The sequence below is a fragment of the Bacillus andreraoultii genome (assembly GCF_001244735.1).
Taxonomy (GTDB): Bacteria; Bacillota; Bacilli; order Bacillales; family Caldibacillaceae; genus Caldifermentibacillus; species Caldifermentibacillus andreraoultii.
In genome coordinates this window covers 1,532,031-1,549,708 of sequence record NZ_LN868937.1, presented here as the reverse complement: position 1 = coordinate 1,549,708, position 17,678 = coordinate 1,532,031, and the positions used below count along the sequence as shown (strand labels likewise).

The window sequence follows — 17,678 nt, the reverse complement described above, 5'->3', positions numbered from 1 at the left end:
TAAAAAACAAAAAAGTTAGGTGTTTTACTAAAAATTGTAATCTATTTTATACTAGCACATCAAAAGTTATCGAGCAAAAAGAAAAACCTAGAGGAGGTAATTTACTTAAATTGACAGAACAAAAAGCAAATAATTAATAGGACCTGCCGAATAACGACAGGTCCTACTACACATATGATATGTAATTATTTAACAGCATCTTTAAGTGCTTTACCTGGTTTAAACGCAGGAACTTTACTTGCTGCGATTTCGATTTCTTCACCAGTTTGTGGGTTACGTCCTTTACGAGCGGAACGTTCACGAACTTCAAAGTTACCGAATCCGATTAGTTGAACTTTATCACCTTGTTTTAAAGCATTTAAAATTGAATCAAAAACAGCATCAACAGCTTTTGTCGCATCTTTTTTAGAAAGTTCAGCAGTTTCTGCAACTGCATTTACTAAATCTGTTTTGTTCATGCCATTCACCTCCTCCCAAGAGTAATTGGTGCAATATGTGAATTGCATCTATTTTTTAAATTATACTTGTTCTTTATTTCCGTTTTTGGAAAGTGAAACAAGAACAATTCTGTTAAAAGATTATCACATCATTCAAGGCATAGCAAGATTTATTAAGCAAAGAAGGTAAATTTTTCAAGGTTTTTGACGAGTTTTTATAAATCGTTGTTTTTTATTCATTTATTTTAACCTTTAGCGATGTCTTTAACATATCTTTTATAAAACCTTATCTTCTTTTTTTCCAATTTTAATTATTTTTAAACATGAACTTAACATAAAAGATAAGAAAACAAGGGGGTGGATTCTTGGCATGAAGAGAACTGTAGTTTCTAGCTTATGTGTATAGGAAATAGAATTTAAAAGTACGTATACTTTCCCTGAAACTAAAAAAGACCCCATTATTTCTGGAGTCTGTATGATCTATAGAATAATTGCAATTAGTCCACCTGAGCCTTCGTTAATAATTCGCTCAAGTGTTTCTTTTAGTTTATATCTAGCATTCTCCGGCATTAATGCCAATTTTGCTTGTATTCCTTCTCGAACGATGGAATTTAAGTTTCTACCAAAAATGTCTGAATTCCAAATTGATAGAGGGTCATCTTCAAAATCTTGCATTAAATACCGCACAAGTTCTTCACTTTGCTTTTCTGTACCAATAATTGGCGCAAACTCACTTTCAACATCTACTTTAATCATATGAATCGATGGAGCAACCGCTTTTAAACGTACACCAAATCGTGATCCTTGGCGAATAATTTCCGGTTCATCTAAACTCATATCTTCAATTGTCGGTGCTGCAATTCCATATCCAGTTTGTTTAACCATCTTCAAGGCATCAGCAATTTGATCATATTCTTTTTTCGCGTGAGCAAAGTCTTGCATTAGTTCAAGTAAATGATCTTTACCTCTAATCTCAACACCAACAATTTCTTTTAATACTTGGTCGTATAACTCATCAGGTGCGTGTAAATCAATTTCTGCAATTCCTTGCCCCATTTCGATACCTGCAAGGCCTGCATGTTCAATGAAATCAAACTCAGTAAAAGATTGGACGACTCGGTCAACATCTCTTAACCTTTTAATATCCTTTACCGTTTCCTTTACAGCTTCTTGATAACTCGTACGAAGCCAATGACCGTCTTTTAGAACCATCACCCAGCTTGGTAAATTCACATTCACCTCAAGAACTGGAAATTCAAACAGCGTTTCTTTTAATACATTATGAACGTCAGCTTCTCGCATATTTTCCACACTCATGGCTAGAACAGGTATATCATATTTTTCCTGTAGTTCCTGTCTTAATAGCTCTGTCTCATGATGCTGTGGTTTTGTTGAGTTTATAACAATAATAAATGGCTTTCCAACTTCTTTCAGTTCAGTTATAACTCTTTCCTCTGCTTCAACATAAGCGTCTCGTGGTATTTCACCAATTGTACCATCGGTTGTAATGACAACGCCAATTGTTGAATGTTCTTGAATTACTTTACGTGTACCAATCTCGGCTGCCTCGTGGAATGGAATTGGCTCCTCATACCAAGGTGTGTTAATCATTCTCGGTCCATTTTCATCTTCATAGCCTTTTGCACCTGGAACTGTATAACCAACACAGTCAACTAATCGTACATTTACATCTAAACCCTCATCTACATGAACTGTAACTGCTTGATTCGGTACAAATTTTGGCTCTGTCGTCATAATCGTCTTACCTGCCGCACTTTGAGGGAGCTCATCCTGGGCTCTCGCACGTTCTGCTTCATGTTCAATATTTGGTAGAACCACTAATTCCATAAACTTTTTAATGAATGTTGATTTCCCTGTTCGGACGGCACCGACAACACCAATATAGATATCACCGCCAGTCCGTTCGGCAATATCTTTAAAAATATCAAATTTTTCCAAGAAATCCCCTCCCGTTCCTCGATTGCTGGGATATTATCCTTTTTTCTCCTGTGGACAGTATATATTTATGATGTTGTCCACCCAACTTATGACTATAAAATGACTATTTTTACCTCCCTATTCATTTATTTACATTTATCGCTCCGTTCCATTCCTATTTAGATCGTTTTAAAATAACAGAGCTATAATTCAAATAATGAATAACCCTCTCATACAATATATTTTACGAATTGATAGTTATTCCAAATTTTTATTTTTTTCCATAAAAACTAATTCGCCACTCTTATTTATCGTATACGGAAGGGAATAGGCTGGTACAAATATTGAATTTTCAGCAAGGATGAATCGAATGTCTGAACCATCTTGAAATTTTTGATAATCGACTTTCTCTCTATAAATTTCTATATCAAGTGAATAATCCACATAAACGTCACCTTGACCAGTAATAAAAAAAGATAAATTTTCCCCTGTGAATGGGCTTACAATTATTGGCTCCTCTTTATATCCTAATTTTCCATATTCTAAAGTAAATGCATTTTTTCCTATTACGTCTTTAAATGGTGGATATTCCTTTGTTGAAAGGCGAAATTTTATCTCTCGAATTTTCTCAGCAATTCGTAAATCAAAAACTTTTACAGTAGGATTTATATCTGGGTGAAGGATAACGTATTGAAAAACACCTCCGTTTTCAAATGCATTATCCGGAATCTTTGATAAATAAAGAGGTACTAAACGTTTGAAGTCTATTAAATATTTAATAAAGTAATCTGTTTCATCATCTTTATTTTTAATTGGTAATAACCCATCATGATCCTTTCGATAAGCATTGATTGCATTTTGTACATCTTGAATTTGCTGCTCATCAGGTATACGGATGACGTTTTTATCATTTGGATAAAGGCATCCAGTGAGTAAAATACTAACCAATATCAATAGTAAAGCAAAATGAATTCGCCTCAAACAGTTCACATCCTTAAAAAGTAATATGTGATTTAATTATGTATTTAGCTAGAAGTTGGACCTGAAAAAACAATTAAGAAAATAATGATACCTGCATAAATCATCAGTCCATATGCGAAAATAGCTGTAACAATACGAAAAAACTTTTGCTTTAATTTATATCTGCTTAAGTAAATTAATACAATCGACAAAAACATAAATCCCATTGCTGCGAATGAAATCCACATTTTTGTTAAGGCAATAGACATTTTAATCCCTCCGTTTTCTATTATTCTAATTATTTGAAAGTATTTTGTAGTTTATTTTAGCATAATTTTTTAAAGCTGTAATCCGAAATAAACCAATGCGAATTGAGCTCCATCAAGTTCAATTTTTTTCAAGGGTTTAAAATTATTCCAAAAAAAGAAAACTTTAGGTCGCTCGAGCCTTTAGGCAACCAAAGAGATTAGAGTTCGCTTGATAAAAAAGAGAGTTTTTGACTTTGATATCATGCTGCTAAAGCCTTCCATGTGCGCTTATACGTATAGGAAAATAGAAATTGGAAAATTGATACTTTCCTAATAGCAAAAAAAGCCGAATGAAGTGGGGACGCTCACTTCATCCAGCTCGACAATAAATACCCAACCCTAGATTATTACTCACTATATTCTATGCACTCGCTTTTCTTCCGCCTCCTCGAAGGCCCATTTTCATAAAATTTATTCATTAATACACATTCTATTTATTAATCTTCAAGTTGCAAAATATTGACTAAGTCTTCCATTTCATGAGTCCTTTTTCTGGTCATTAATTCATCAACCGCTGCTTTTGGATCTAAGCCTTCGAATAAAACTTTATATAAAATTGTTGAAATTGGCATCTTAACATTGTATTTTTCAGCTAATTGGAATGCTGCCTTTGTTGTTCGAACCCCTTCAACCGTCTGTCCCATATTATTTAATATTGTTTCTAACTTTTCACCTTTTCCTAACGCATTTCCTGCTCGCCAGTTCCTTGAATGTACACTTGTACATGTTACAATTAAATCACCAATACCAGTCAAGCCAGAGAATGTCAATGGGTTTGCCCCCATTTTCGTTCCGAGTCGGGCAATTTCGGCAAGACCTCTTGTCATTAGTGCCGCTTTTGCGTTGTCACCATAACCAAGCCCGTCTGAAATCCCTGCTGCAAGAGCGATAATATTTTTTAGTGCTCCTCCCATTTCAACTCCAATTACATCAGGGTTTGTATACACACGAAAATTTGCATTTATAAATAAATCTTGTATCCGTGCAGCTGCTTCCATATTATTAGATGATGCTGCAACTGTCGTCGGATGACGTAAGCTTACTTCCTCCGCATGAGATGGTCCAGATAATACAACAAGGTCTTTTAATAAGTGTTTTGGAATTTCTTCTTCAATCATTTCCGAAACACGCTTTAAAGATTCAGGTTCTATCCCTTTACACACATGTACAATTGTTACAGCACTCTTTAAGTATTTTATTAGATTTTGCATAACTTCTCTAATTGCTTTTGTTGGAACAGCGACAATAATTGTATGGGTATTTTCTACTGCTTTTTCAAGATCAGATACTGCAACAATATGATCCGGTAATGCAATATTCGGCAAGTAATCTTCATTCATTTTTGTTTGATTTATTTTATTAACCTGTTTGCGATTATAGCTCCACAATCGAATATGGTGTCCATTGTCAGCTAATACGATAGATAGTGCCGTTCCCCAACTCCCAGCACCTAACACTGTAATGTTTTCATTTGTCATCATAAACACTCCTTATTTCCGTGCCCTCGGTATTAGTTTTATCGGTGTACCTAAGAAACCAAACGCATCACGAATTCGATTTTGTAAAAACCGCTCATAAGAAAAATGTAACAATTCAGGATCATTGACGAATAAAACAAAAGTTGGTGGTTTAATTGCAACCTGTGTTATGTAATAAATTTTCAATCTTGTCCCTTTGTCAGTCGGAGTCGGGTTCATTGCAATTGCATCCATAATGACATCATTCAACACATTTGTTTGCACTCGTAACGCATGGTTTTCACTCACCATTTTAATCATTGGAATTAATGTATGTAATCTTTTCTTTGTTTTAGCTGAAACAAAAATAATAGGAGCATAGTCTAAAAATAAAAACTCATTTCGAATTTTCTTCTCAAATTCATTAATTGTTTTATCATCTTTTTCAATTGCATCCCATTTATTTACAACAATAATTACACCTCGCCCAGCCTCATGCGCATAACCAGCAATACGCTTGTCCTGTTCAATGATACCTTCTTCAGCATTAATAACAACTAAAACTACATCAGATCGCTCAATTGCCCGCAGTGCTCTTAATACAGAGTATTTTTCAGTACTCTCGTATACTTTTCCTTTTTTTCTAATACCAGCTGTATCAATAATGACATATTTCTCTCCATCAAATGTATATGGAGAATCAACAGCATCTCGTGTCGTCCCAGCAATATCACTTACGATTACCCGTTCTTCACCTAACATCGCATTTACAAGCGACGATTTCCCTACATTTGGTCGTCCAATTAATGAAAATTTAATTACATCATCTTCATATAACTCCTCGCCTTTTTTCGGAAAGTGCTTAACAACTTCATCTAGTAGATCTCCTAATCCTAGTCCGTGTGTTCCAGAAATAGGAAAAGGTTCTCCAAAGCCTAACGAATAAAAGTCATAAATTTGTTCGCGCATATCAGGATTATCTACTTTATTCACGGCTAATACTACTGGCTTTTTGGAACGGTATAATAATTTTGCTACTTCTTCATCTGTAGCTGTTACACCATCTCGGCCATTTGTCAACATAATAATAACATCTGCTTCATCAATTGCAATTTGTGCTTGCATGCGAATTTGATTAAGAAACGGTTCGTCACCTATTTCTATCCCACCAGTATCGATAATATTAAAATCAACATTTAACCAGTCACCTTTACCGTAAATCCGATCTCTTGTTACACCTGGAATGTCTTCTTCAATGGATATTCGTTCTCCAACTATCCTATTAAAGATTGTTGATTTCCCTACGTTTGGCCGACCAACTATTGCTACAACAGGCAATGACATAAACTTACACCTCTTTAACTTCCATCTTCTTATTTTATTTTCATCTAAAATGATATACGATAGCAAATAAACCCTTCTACTGTAAAGAAGGGTTTATTTCAACTCCAATAATACCAGGTTTTCAAAAAATATTTCACTTTATTCTATCAAATAATTACCATTTTGCCAAATGTATGAAAAAGTTTAATGTTTAACGATAATCATAATTTCATCCGTTAATTTATGGGCAATCCCATCTAATATCGCTTCTAATGAACTACATACTTTATACATTTCCTCTTCTGTATCACAATGAAAAACTGCCAAGCCAACTGGAGCTTTTTTTGGGTTTGTCGTAACAGTTGCCAATATTAATTTTTCTATAGACAAACGAAATCACTCCTCTTTTTTCTTTCTCTCTGTCGGCATCCTTATAGCATTTTCTAGTGTTGGTGTATTACCAATTATTTCAATCGCTCGCTCCACATTTCTATTTTGCGGTAATACAAAGACCGCTACTCTTCCGTCTTCCAAGTCACGTTTTGCCAAAGGAACAAGGGCCGGTGTACCTGAGTCACGATAAACCCCGAGTGCTGTTGCAACATCATGGAGTATCGCTTGACGTTGACCTAAATTAGAAATGGTCGTTCGCGCATTAAAGTCTTTTGGCTTTAGGACAAACCCCATCCCGTACTTTAAAATTTCTTTTTGTCTTTCTGGAAGACCAATATTCATTATATAAATATTATCTACGTATAAGCCCTCATCGACAAAATGTGGTTTTACATATTCAATATCAACAATATCTTTTAGTTTCCCTCCACCCATTAAGATTTTTGAGGTGACAAAACAGGCTAAAGCCGCAACAATCCCAACATAAACATTAAATGAAATATAGACAAGTGTCGTTATCATCGAAGTAAAAATAACTAAATAATTACGGCTTTCAAAAGCAATCGCGATCCCTTCGATATATGTACTTCCCCTTGTTACAAGTTCATAGGAATCTAATTGGTCTAACGTGTTTCTTTCCATATTCCGTACTTCCCGAAATTGTGAAGCAGCTACTGTTAAAAAAGTTATTGCAGTAATATTCCCTTCTTTTAATGCAGGAACCGCAACCGCACCTAATGCAGATGCGATAAATCCAAGGGCAATATGTATAATTTTTCCATGTAAATACGTTGGATATTGGCGATAATCGGTTCTAAGCATTAATATTCGCACAAGGAGTCCACAGCCCATTCCAAATAAAACCGGGTAAACATACTCACTCATGTTATAATTGTTTCTCCTTTTCTTGCTGATAAGTTTTATGTTGAAATAAAATATGCAAATATTCAATTCCTGACCAAATTGCAATGAGTAAACAAGTAAATGCTAAATAGTCCATAAACTGTAAACTTCCAATTTGATAATGAATTGACAAATGATTTAACGTTATACCATAAAGTATTTCACCTTGTATAAGTCCGATAATGACTGCAAACAATCTTGTTTTAAAATTTGTAAATAAAAGAATCGAAAGTAAGGTAATGAAGAGACCAAATAAAATTTCTTGGTTAATAAATATCCATACTGGATCATATAGAGAAAATAAAAAAAAGAATGCAACTGCTGCTGACAATATAAAGATACTTATCATTTTGTAAATGAGATTCCAAAAAGATTCTTTTAAAAAAGCAAGATAACTTAGCAATAATAGGTATATAGCTGCTATTGCTATTTGTAATCCAAAAAATTCTACTTCAATCCCTATTAAACAAATCGTAGTTAACAAAAAAAATGCGAGTGGAAATCGAATTTTATTTCTTTTATCCATAATAAACGTAACATATATCCAAATAAACCAACTTAACCAGAAAAATAATGAACCTTCCATTTCCTACCTCCTATCTTTCCCATTATGAACAAAACTATGTAAATTAAGACATAAAAAAAGACTTGATCCAAACGAATCAAGTCTTAAGTTTCATTCAAATGATTATAATTTTAACTTTTTCAATTGGTCTCCAATTACATCTCCTAACTGGAATCCTCTTTCTTCTTGTGGCAATTCTACTTTTTCTTTCACTTCAGGTTCTTCTAATTCTTTCATAGACAATGATAAGCGATTTTCAGCTTCATTTAAGTCTAATACTTTAACTTTTACAGTTTCACCTTCTTTTAATACTTCATGTGGAGTATTAATATGTTTTTGTGAAATTTGTGAAATGTGTACAAGACCTTCAACACCTGGTAATACTTCTACAAAAGCACCGAATGATACGAGACGTTTAACTGTTCCTTCAATAACTGATCCAACTTTGAGTTTTTCACTGATCCCTTCCCATGGTCCAGGTAATGTATCTTTAATTGATAGGGAAATTCGGTCTCTCTCAGGGTCAACGGAAAGTACTTTAACAGTCACTTTGTCTCCAACATTAACTACTTCAGATGGGTGGTTTACATGGTTAAATGAAAGTTGGGAAATATGTACTAATCCATCTACTCCACCGATGTTTATAAATGCACCAAAATCTGTAATTCGTTCAACAGTACCTTCACGCACATCTCCTTCTTTAATATTTGAAAGAAGTTCACGTTTATTCTTTTCTTTTTCTTCTTTTACCACATCACGATGACTTAGGATCAAACGATTTTTCTCTTGATCCAACTCCACAATTTTAAATTCCATTAATTTACCTTTATAAGTAGATAAATCCTCAACAAAATGGTCATCAACTAGGGAAGCAGGTACGAAGCCACGTACACCAACATCAATGACAAGTCCACCTTTAACAACGTCATTTACTGTAGCTTCAATATACTCGCTTTTAGCAAATTTATCAGCTAAATGTTCCCATGCTTTTTCTGCATCAACACGGCGTTTCGATAAAATAAGTGCTTCATCTTCTACTTTTGTAACAACTAATGTTAATTCATCACCAATATTCACCGCATCTTCAGCTTTTTCAATATGTAATGCGGTTAATTCACTAATAGGAATAATTCCATCCAATTTACTGTTAGGTATTTCAACGACAACTTGTTTTTCTTCTACCTTTGTTACTACTCCGGAAACATAATCCCCGATTTCAAAACTTTGAACTTCTATCTCATTCATCGTTTCATTTGTATTCTCAACCATATGTAATCCTCCTTAAAAGCACCATTATTTATTATAAAAGGAAATCAATCCCTTTACATAACTTCTAATAAAAAAAACACTTTGTCAACTCATTACTTATATTGTAACAAAATTTTTTGAATATGAGTCATAATTAATTCTGTTGCCTCATCTGCAGACGCTTTTTTATTTCGTAGTTCTTCAAAAGAAATAGGTTCCCCATAAACGACTTTTACTTTTCGAAAAAGTTTATATGGACCTATTATTCCACATGGGATCACACGAGCATCTGTTTTTAATGCAAAAAAACCAACCCCAGCCATACCTTTACCTAACTCTCCTGTTTTGCTCCGAGTACCTTCAGGAAAAACCCCTAATACTTTACCGGCTCTCAACGTTTCTAATCCTTTTCTTAATGCCTCGCGATCTGCTTTTCCCCGCTTCACCGGAAAGGCATGTAAATAGGGAAGAATTTTGTTAAGAATAGGGACGTGAAACAATTCATCTTTCGCCATAAATACGACTGACCTTTTCATTGTGATGCCAACAATTGGTGGATCTAAGTTATTAATATGATTTGAACAGAGGAGCACTCCGCCTTCTTTTGGTATGTTTTCTAAACCAATTGTCTCAATTCGATATAAAGGAGAAAGAATGATTTTAACGACGCCACGGGCAAATCTATAAAAATCCATCTTATCCAATCCTTTCAGAGACAAGGGTCATAATTTGATTGACGACTTGTTCAATAGATAATGATGTTGTATCGATTTCAATAGCATCATGAGCTTTTCTTAATGGGGCTATTTTTCGTTCGGAATCCAATTTATCGCGTTTTGCTATATCACTTTTTATTTGTTCTAAGTCTGATGGAATCCTCTTTTTCATGTTTTCTTCATGACGACGTTTGGCTCTTTCATCAACACTTGCCTTTAAAAATATTTTTACCTCTGCATTTGGTAAAACATGAGTTCCTATATCTCTACCATCCATAACGACGCCACCATCACTCGCTAAAAGCTTTTGTCGTGCAACCATTTCTTTACGAATAGATTCATGTTTAGAGACGATTGATACATGATTTGATACGTCAGGTAGCCTGATATCATTTGTAACATCTTGACCATCAACGTAAACACTTTGTCCTTTATCCGTTTTCTTTAATACAATTTCAGTTTTCTTTAATAAGTTAAATAACGCTTGTTCATTCTCTAAATCAATATGATGTTTCATTGCTTTCCATGTGATGGCTCGATACATTGCACCTGTATCTATATATATGTATGAAAGTCGTTTGGCTACGATTTTTGCAACCGTACTTTTCCCCGCTGCAGCAGGTCCATCAATAGCAATTGAAATCTTTTCTTTCATATGTTTTACCTCTTTCAATCAATGTTAATCCTTTAAGATGGGACGTTTTCTCTTTATTTTATCATAAATAATCATTAGGTACAGAGTAGGTCGTCATTTTTCCAGCGAAAATATTAAAGAAAACCGGGCGTCCAAACCCTAGAAGAGTGGAGAGTCTATTTAAGTTCACCGAAAGATTTTTAGGTCATGCTGCCGAAATCTATCTTTGCGCTGAATGTATAGAAACGTATTAATGTAAAAAAATATACGTTTCCGGTAACGAAAGAAAACTCGGCGATTGCCGAGTTTTCTAGGGAGTGAAGCCATAGCTACCGGAAAAACAAACCTTTTTCGGCTAAAGAAATCCGTCTACCTTTATGGCTTATTAAAAGTTTCAAGTACCTTTGTGAAATTTTGCTCATTAACACCTTCATAATGAGTTAACTCATTTAACTCTGGAAATGACCCTAAATGATGAAAGACGAACTGACAAAGTATGAGAAATATCCCCTGAATAATTACCATTTTTATTAAGATTCTTTCAACTGCTTTCACTCCATCACCTACATTCATGCATTTGTTCACTATTATGGAATAAGCATTTGAAGATTATACTAAATATTCGTCTCTTTTTTTCTTAACGCAACTTGTATCTCATAACAGAACTGAAGTAGAGTTTGTTCTTCAAATCTACCTTTGTTAAGAAATTTTAAAGATGCAATATTTTTTTGATCATTTAGCGGAATAATCCGAACAACTTCACAGTTTATTTTTAAATAATTGTATTCCCCTGTCTTTCTCGGCAAGACAAACCATGCGTAAACTTGCTGTTGTTTATAAATAGGAATTTCTGTTGAAACAAGTACAGATGCCCCTCCTGCACTAATATCATCTGTAATCGTTTGAAATGGAGCAAAATCATTTGTTACAGAGTGAATTGCAACATCAACTGGCCATTTAATTCTTACAAATTCCCGGCGTTGAATTTGAACAAGATCTTCTTCGTGAGGTTTTGATAAAATGATTAATGGGATATTCTCTTTCTTCTTTCCTATAACGAATGCACTAAATTGATAGGCTTGCTCAGTTTCCTCTTCTACATAAGAAATATTCACTTGAGAACCGTTCATTAAGTATAACATTTTATTCGTTTCGATATTCGTCGGATAGTCAATTAGTATCGCACTCTCGCCCAAGTCCATTATTTTACTTTTGTATCGATTAACTTTTTTACCTTCGATTATTTCTATATTTAATACCATTCCAATCTTAAACAAGTTTCTCCCTCTTTCTGAAAAACGCTTACTTTTTAAAGTATGACATGCATCGGGAGAAACTTCAATAGTTCTAAAACATAACGTACTTACTCGTTATTTAAGCTTTTCCATCTGTAACATCTTCGTAGATTGGTTCTGCATTTTGTAACTTTTCAACATATTCTTCATTACCATTTAATGCATTCACATATATGCGATACGTATCGTTTCCTAAAGTTCCTAAAAATTCATAGCAAAGGACTTCTTCGTTTAATTCATTATTAATAATGGCTAATCGAGACTCCATAATTTTTACCTTTTTGTTAATTGATTTCTTTGCTTCTTTCTCTGAAAGTTCTGCTTTAGGAATTTCCCTTTTACTATTTATTGCACCTAGATAATCCTCAGCAGAAAAACCAACGATACTTCCATTGTCTAATGCCACTTTAATACGTACAGTTTCAGGATAAATTCGAACATGATCTCTTGAAGTTACAAAACTATATAATCCAACATTATCATATTGAGTACTTTCAAATAATTCCATATTTTTGAAGCCACGTTCTTTTAAAAAGTTTTCCGCTTTTATACTCCCGTCATTTAGACTCAACTTTTGTTTATTAACTTCACGATTACTTATTAGCCAAATAGGATAACCGCCTTTTTTTGTTATATCCATATTCGTTTCGCCATTTTTATCTATCATTGATACACTAAAAAACCCATAGTCTGATCCTTTTCCATTTTCAACTACTTTTGATTTCGCATTTGCTGAAACATTTGTATATTTTTTTGCAATGTTTAATGCTTCATTTTTTGAGATATGATTACCCGGTAAGTTTCGATAGCTTTTTTCCTTTTTATTGACACTTACAAGCGTGGGGCCAAAATCAGTTTCTTCATACCCTTCTACTTTTTTCTCAACTGTTTTAAACCCATCAATAATGGTGTTATCTGCTGACTCTCTACCATTGGCAATTGCCATCTCTACGTCCATCCAACGTAAATTATTTTTCAATGTTAAATGTTGAACTTTTCGTAATTCCTTTTCTATTTCTCCTGCTTGATTATATAAAGATTGTAAAGCTTTATATTCTTTATCGGTTAATGGTTCTTTATCTAAATCGCGAACAGCAGTTTTATAGCTAAAATCACCTATTTTTGATAAAAATTCCTCTGTTTTATTAAATGGTAATAATGTCAATGGTAATTGACCGACAGAATTATTTGCTTCCGAAGTAATTCTCCATACATCTGCAAGTGCCGGTGATAAATTACTTCTTGAACTCATCGCTAAAGTCGTCCCTATTTTATCATGCAATGTATCAATATTATACGTCAATTCATGGAATGCACGTTGGTAATTGTTCTCTGCATTAATTAAAATTGCATTCTTTTCTTTATGTTCTTGATAGCCCCAAATACCTACACTTATAACAGCAACCGATAAAACCCCAATTAAGATATTTCGTATCAAATTATTTCACCCCTTATTTACAAAAAATATGTTTGCCTATTTGTTTTATTTGTGGTCTTGACCAAATCCATGCACTTGTTGCTGTATTTGGGTTAAAATAGTATATTGCTCCGCCCGTTGGATCCCATCCATTAAGTGCATCAAGAACGGCTTTTCTCGACGTCTCATTCGGTGTTAACCAAATTTGTCCATCAGCTACTGCAGTAAATGCGCCTGGTTCAAATATGACACCTGCGACGGTATTAGGAAAAGAGGAACTTTTAACACGATTTAATATAACAGCTGCTACCGCAACTTGACCAATATATGGTTCTCCTCTAGATTCTCCGTGTACTGCGTTTGCCATTAAGTTAATATCGTTTTGCGAAAATCCATTTGGCACATTTACCGCAGTTGGTTTACTAGTTGTTGTTTTTCCACTATTACCGCTCGTGCCTTTATTTCGAGTAGCATTGTTATTACTTTTATTTGGAGTGGCATTGTTATTGCCTTTATTTGTTGTACCTTTATTTGTTATACTATTATTTGTCCCTTGATTCCCTTTATTCTTGTTTCCTTTTGAAGCTTGCTTATTTAAATCGACACCACCGTAGTGAGTAAATTTATTTCCTTTATTTATTTGCTCTTTCACATATTGTTCATTATATTTACTAGCTTTAACAAGTTTTTGTTTCGTTGTTTCCCCTGCTAGCCCATCAATTGGTAGTCCGAACTCATATTGAAAATTACGTAACGCCCAATATGTACTCCAGCCAAAAACTCCATCGATTTTCCCATTATAAAACCCTAAATATTGTAGACGTGCTTGTAATTCTATAACATCATCACCAACTGCTCCTTGCTGAATCACCTGACTTGTAAATGCTCCCGCCATTCGAGGTTGGATCCCAGAAACAAGAACAGAAGAACAGATGACCATTACGATGATCATTTTTAACCAATTCCGTGTTTTTAACATAATGATGTCCCTCCAGATGTAAATAATCAGTACCTGTATTTTTTGTAGGAATTGGTTTTTTATACAAAAATATTAACGTGTTACCAATATATAAACAAAAATAAATATATTTCGTTAATGATGGTTGGAAAATTTCAGAAAAAAATATGGATAAAGTATAATGCAGAAATACGGTAAGACGAGGTAGTTTAAGATGTAATAGAAAGTGAAAGGTTAAGATCGGACAGAGGAATTGCAGGAAAAATATGTTAGCCTATAGAAAAATCGATTAGGTCTTTTGTTTACATCCTTTCCTACCTGCCCGAATCATGAAAAAATGAGTTACTTGTATGATGGTAATTATTTTGATTTTGCCTTGCTGCTTTTACTTTTTTCAATGCGAGCCACCATAAAAATAACATAAATGGGATAATAACTGGTAACCAAATTTTCTCTTTCAGTAAGATATAATCGTATAGTGCATGTAAGAGGGTTGGTATCAACAATGAGTATAAAATAAATATGCGATTTTCTTTTAAATTACAAAACTTTGCTTTTCCAAGATAATAACCCATAATGACACCGAATAATGCATGACTTGAAACAGGTAACAATGCACGACCCATTGCATACTTCAAACCATTACCAAATAAATATAAAATATTTTCTGCTGTTGCAAAACCTAAAGAAATGGCAACTCCATAAACGATTCCATCATAATGTTCGTCAAATTCTACAGATTTATATATTGTGAAAAATAAAAAAAACCATTTAAAAAACTCTTCTAGTAACGCTACTGAAAAAAAAGCTTTTACAAAGTCAATATTTAGTACTTGCTCTACCGCAAGGATATATTGTATAAACATAATGGGAAAAACAATAATCATCCCTAGAAAAAATATTCTGAGTACTTCTTTTAAAGGTTCTGCTTCGAATTCATCTTTTAAATAAAAAAAACTTAAAAGTGCAAAGCTCGGTGCTATGCCAGCTGAAATAATTGAAAACATGAAAAACCCCATTTCAAAATCTTTTCTATTATCGTAACATGGATAAACAAATATGAAAATATGAAAAAAGTTGCCCTTGGAGGTATAAAATGAAAAAAATTATTGTTATTCTTACCGGTGGAACAATCTCAATGTATGAAGATGAAAGTTCAAAATCGGTAAAACCGAATAGAACAAACCCATTATTAAATAAGGCTGATGAAATTGAAAAGATGGCTAATATCGTTTTTGAAGCACCGTTCAATCTTCCATCACCACATATTACACCTAATGAGATGATTGTCATCAAAAATATTATTGAAAAATATTTAAATCAAGGTGATGTAGACGGCTTTGTTATTACTCATGGAACAGATACGTTAGAGGAGACTGCATACTTTTTAGATCTAACTGTTCAAACCGACTTACCAATTATCATTACAGGTGCTATGCGCTCAAGTAATGAAATTGGAACAGATGGTTATTATAATTTTCTAACCTCCATTCGTACCGCTGTAAATGATGATGCAAGAGGAAAAGGAGTTCTAGTTGTTTTAAACGATGAAATCCATACAGCAAAAAACGTCACAAAAACTCATACAAGTAACCTTTCAACCTTCCAAAGTCCACAATATGGACCAATTGGTATTGTAACAAAAAAAGATATTTTATTTCATCATCGACCAAATTTAGAAGCAAAAATACCAATAAAACAACTTTCAAAACGTGTAGAGTTAGTGAAAGCCTACGCTGGAATGGATTCGTCCCTATTTCATATTTTAAGTAAAATGAATATTGATGGGCTTGTTATTGAAGCGTTAGGGCAAGGAAATTTACCACCAATGTGCCTTCCAGGAATTAAAGCGTTGTTGGATAAAAATATTCCAATTGTCCTCGTTTCTCGTTGCTTTAATGGAATTGTTGAAGATATATATGCATATGAAGGTGGGGGTGTTCATTTAAAAGATATGGGAATCATTTTATCAAATGGATTAAATGGTCAAAAAGCTAGAATAAAACTACAAGTGGCTTTAGAAATAACAAACGAACATGGCCAAATTGATGCACTGTTTCTCCAATAAGTAAAGTAAGCGGTTCTCCTTGTATTGAGAAGGACCGCTTTAACTATATTATAAATGTTCACGAGTTTTAATTGCATCCGCAATTAAAACTCCATGAAATCGACCATTTTCTATAAATATTTCATTTGCATTATTACCAGCGGCAATAACTCCAGCAATAAAAGCCCCGTCTACATTCGTTTCCATTGTTTCTTCATTAAAAGTTGGTCTCCCGGTTTCTACGTCAATTGTAATTCCTATTTGTTTAAGAAAGTCATGATTGGGATGATAGCCAGTCATTGCGAAAACAAAATCATTTTTTATTTCATTCTTCTCCCCTTTTACTTCATAAACTACTGTTTCTTCCTTAATTTCAATTAAATTAGCATGAAAAATCATATTAATTTTCCCGTTTCTGACCATCGCTTCAAATTCAGGAAGGACCCACGGTTTTATATGTTGTGAATATTCGGAACCTCGATAAAGAACAGTTACTCTCGCTCCTGCTTGTTGTAACGCCAATGCTGCATCTACACTCGAATTTTTTCCGCCAACGACGACTACATCTTTATCAAAGAACGGATGTGCTTCTTTAAAATAATGTGATACTTTTGGTAAATTTTCACCTGGTATATTCATATAATTGGGATGATCATAGTACCCGGTAGCTAGAATAACATATTTAGCCTCATATTCTCGCTTAGAAGTTTTTAAATGAAATACTGATCCCTGTTTTTCAACGGAATAAACATTTTCAAAAGATTGAATTCGTAATTTTTTTCTTTTCACTACTTCACGGTAATAAGCGAGTGCTTGGTTACGTGTCGGTTTACGATTCTCAGTTATAAACGGAACCTCACCAATCTCTAATTTTTCACTTGAACTGAAAAAAGTTTGATGGGTAGGAAACCGATAAATCGCATTTACTATATTTTCCTTTTCTATTACTAACGGATCTTTCCCAATCTCCTCTAGTGCAATTGCAGCAGCTAAGCCACACGGACCTCCACCAATGATAATACATTCTTCCTTTTGCATATATAAAATCCTCCTTAAACTAAGCACACAACTAATCAAAT

Annotated in this window: 19 protein-coding genes; 1 reads left to right on the top strand and 18 read right to left on the bottom strand. The window is 33.8% G+C overall.

Annotated elements, in window-relative coordinates; genetic code table 11:
- Positions 1–185: 185 nt before the first annotated feature.
- The 17 genes from BN2144_RS12590 to prsW all read right to left on the bottom strand — a co-directional run bounded on the left by BN2144_RS12590 (position 186) and on the right by prsW (position 15,559).
- Positions 186–458, bottom strand: a complete 273-nt coding sequence (locus tag BN2144_RS12590) for an HU family DNA-binding protein (RefSeq protein ID WP_033828544.1) — start codon at positions 456–458, stop codon at positions 186–188.
- Positions 459–917: 459 nt separating this feature from the next.
- Positions 918–2,396, bottom strand: a complete 1,479-nt coding sequence (gene spoIVA, locus BN2144_RS12585; RefSeq protein WP_033828543.1) for a stage IV sporulation protein A — start codon at positions 2,394–2,396, stop codon at positions 918–920.
- A gap of 237 nt (positions 2,397–2,633) precedes the next feature.
- Positions 2,634–3,356 carry a hypothetical protein gene (locus tag BN2144_RS12580; RefSeq protein WP_033828542.1) on the bottom strand — a complete coding sequence of 241 codons (723 nt, stop codon included), beginning with the start codon at positions 3,354–3,356 and terminating at the stop codon, positions 2,634–2,636.
- A gap of 44 nt (positions 3,357–3,400) precedes the next feature.
- Positions 3,401–3,604, bottom strand: a complete 204-nt coding sequence (locus tag BN2144_RS12575) for a DUF2768 domain-containing protein (protein WP_033828541.1) — start codon at positions 3,602–3,604, stop codon at positions 3,401–3,403.
- A 476-nt stretch (positions 3,605–4,080) separates the two neighbouring features.
- Positions 4,081–5,121, bottom strand: coding sequence for an NAD(P)H-dependent glycerol-3-phosphate dehydrogenase (locus tag BN2144_RS12570; protein ID WP_139017892.1), 1,041 nt, complete (start codon positions 5,119–5,121; stop codon positions 4,081–4,083).
- 12 nt (positions 5,122–5,133) lie between these two features.
- Positions 5,134–6,444, bottom strand: coding sequence for a ribosome biogenesis GTPase Der (gene der / locus BN2144_RS12565; RefSeq protein ID WP_033828539.1), 1,311 nt, complete (start codon positions 6,442–6,444; stop codon positions 5,134–5,136).
- A gap of 183 nt (positions 6,445–6,627) precedes the next feature.
- Positions 6,628–6,813, bottom strand: a complete 186-nt coding sequence (locus BN2144_RS12560) for a capping complex subunit for YIEGIA (protein WP_033828538.1) — start codon at positions 6,811–6,813, stop codon at positions 6,628–6,630.
- Positions 6,814–6,819: 6 nt separating this feature from the next.
- Entirely contained in the window at positions 6,820–7,701 is an 882-nt protein-coding gene (locus BN2144_RS12555) for a YIEGIA family protein (protein ID WP_033828537.1), read from the bottom strand.
- Position 7,702: 1 nt separating this feature from the next.
- Positions 7,703–8,305, bottom strand: a complete 603-nt coding sequence (locus BN2144_RS12550) for a YphA family membrane protein (protein ID WP_033828536.1) — start codon at positions 8,303–8,305, stop codon at positions 7,703–7,705.
- A 102-nt stretch (positions 8,306–8,407) separates the two neighbouring features.
- The gene (gene rpsA / locus BN2144_RS12545) at positions 8,408–9,553 is read right to left on the bottom strand and encodes a 30S ribosomal protein S1 (protein WP_033828535.1); all 1,146 of its coding nucleotides are present in this window, start codon (positions 9,551–9,553) and stop codon (positions 8,408–8,410) included.
- Between the two features lie 92 nt (positions 9,554–9,645).
- The gene (locus tag BN2144_RS12540; RefSeq protein ID WP_033828534.1) at positions 9,646–10,227 is read right to left on the bottom strand and encodes a lysophospholipid acyltransferase family protein; all 582 of its coding nucleotides are present in this window, start codon (positions 10,225–10,227) and stop codon (positions 9,646–9,648) included.
- Position 10,228: 1 nt separating this feature from the next.
- Complete coding sequence (gene cmk, locus BN2144_RS12535; RefSeq protein ID WP_033828533.1) at positions 10,229–10,903, bottom strand: (d)CMP kinase; 675 nt, start codon at positions 10,901–10,903, stop codon at positions 10,229–10,231.
- Between the two features lie 354 nt (positions 10,904–11,257).
- A complete protein-coding gene (locus BN2144_RS12530; RefSeq protein WP_230199736.1) occupies positions 11,258–11,455 on the bottom strand; it encodes a YpfB family protein in 198 nt (65 codons plus the stop codon).
- Between the two features lie 41 nt (positions 11,456–11,496).
- On the bottom strand, positions 11,497–12,159 hold the full coding sequence (locus tag BN2144_RS12525; RefSeq protein WP_033828532.1) for a flagellar brake protein: 663 nt from the start codon (positions 12,157–12,159) through the stop codon (positions 11,497–11,499).
- A 97-nt stretch (positions 12,160–12,256) separates the two neighbouring features.
- Positions 12,257–13,615 (bottom strand): germination protein YpeB, encoded by a 1,359-nt coding sequence (gene ypeB, locus BN2144_RS12520; protein WP_033828531.1) that lies wholly within the window; start codon positions 13,613–13,615, stop codon positions 12,257–12,259.
- A gap of 13 nt (positions 13,616–13,628) precedes the next feature.
- Entirely contained in the window at positions 13,629–14,534 is a 906-nt protein-coding gene (gene sleB, locus BN2144_RS12515; RefSeq protein ID WP_230199787.1) for a spore cortex-lytic enzyme, read from the bottom strand.
- Between the two features lie 332 nt (positions 14,535–14,866).
- Complete coding sequence (gene prsW / locus BN2144_RS12510; protein ID WP_033828529.1) at positions 14,867–15,559, bottom strand: glutamic-type intramembrane protease PrsW; 693 nt, start codon at positions 15,557–15,559, stop codon at positions 14,867–14,869.
- A gap of 89 nt (positions 15,560–15,648) precedes the next feature.
- On the opposite strand from prsW, the gene BN2144_RS12505 reads away from it, so the two are divergent.
- Entirely contained in the window at positions 15,649–16,620 is a 972-nt protein-coding gene (locus tag BN2144_RS12505) for an asparaginase (protein ID WP_033828528.1), read from the top strand.
- Positions 16,621–16,668: 48 nt separating this feature from the next.
- Here BN2144_RS12505 and BN2144_RS12500 read toward each other — a convergent pair whose 3' ends face one another.
- Positions 16,669–17,637 (bottom strand): YpdA family putative bacillithiol disulfide reductase, encoded by a 969-nt coding sequence (locus BN2144_RS12500; RefSeq protein WP_033828527.1) that lies wholly within the window; start codon positions 17,635–17,637, stop codon positions 16,669–16,671.
- Positions 17,638–17,678: the final 41 nt, after the last annotated feature.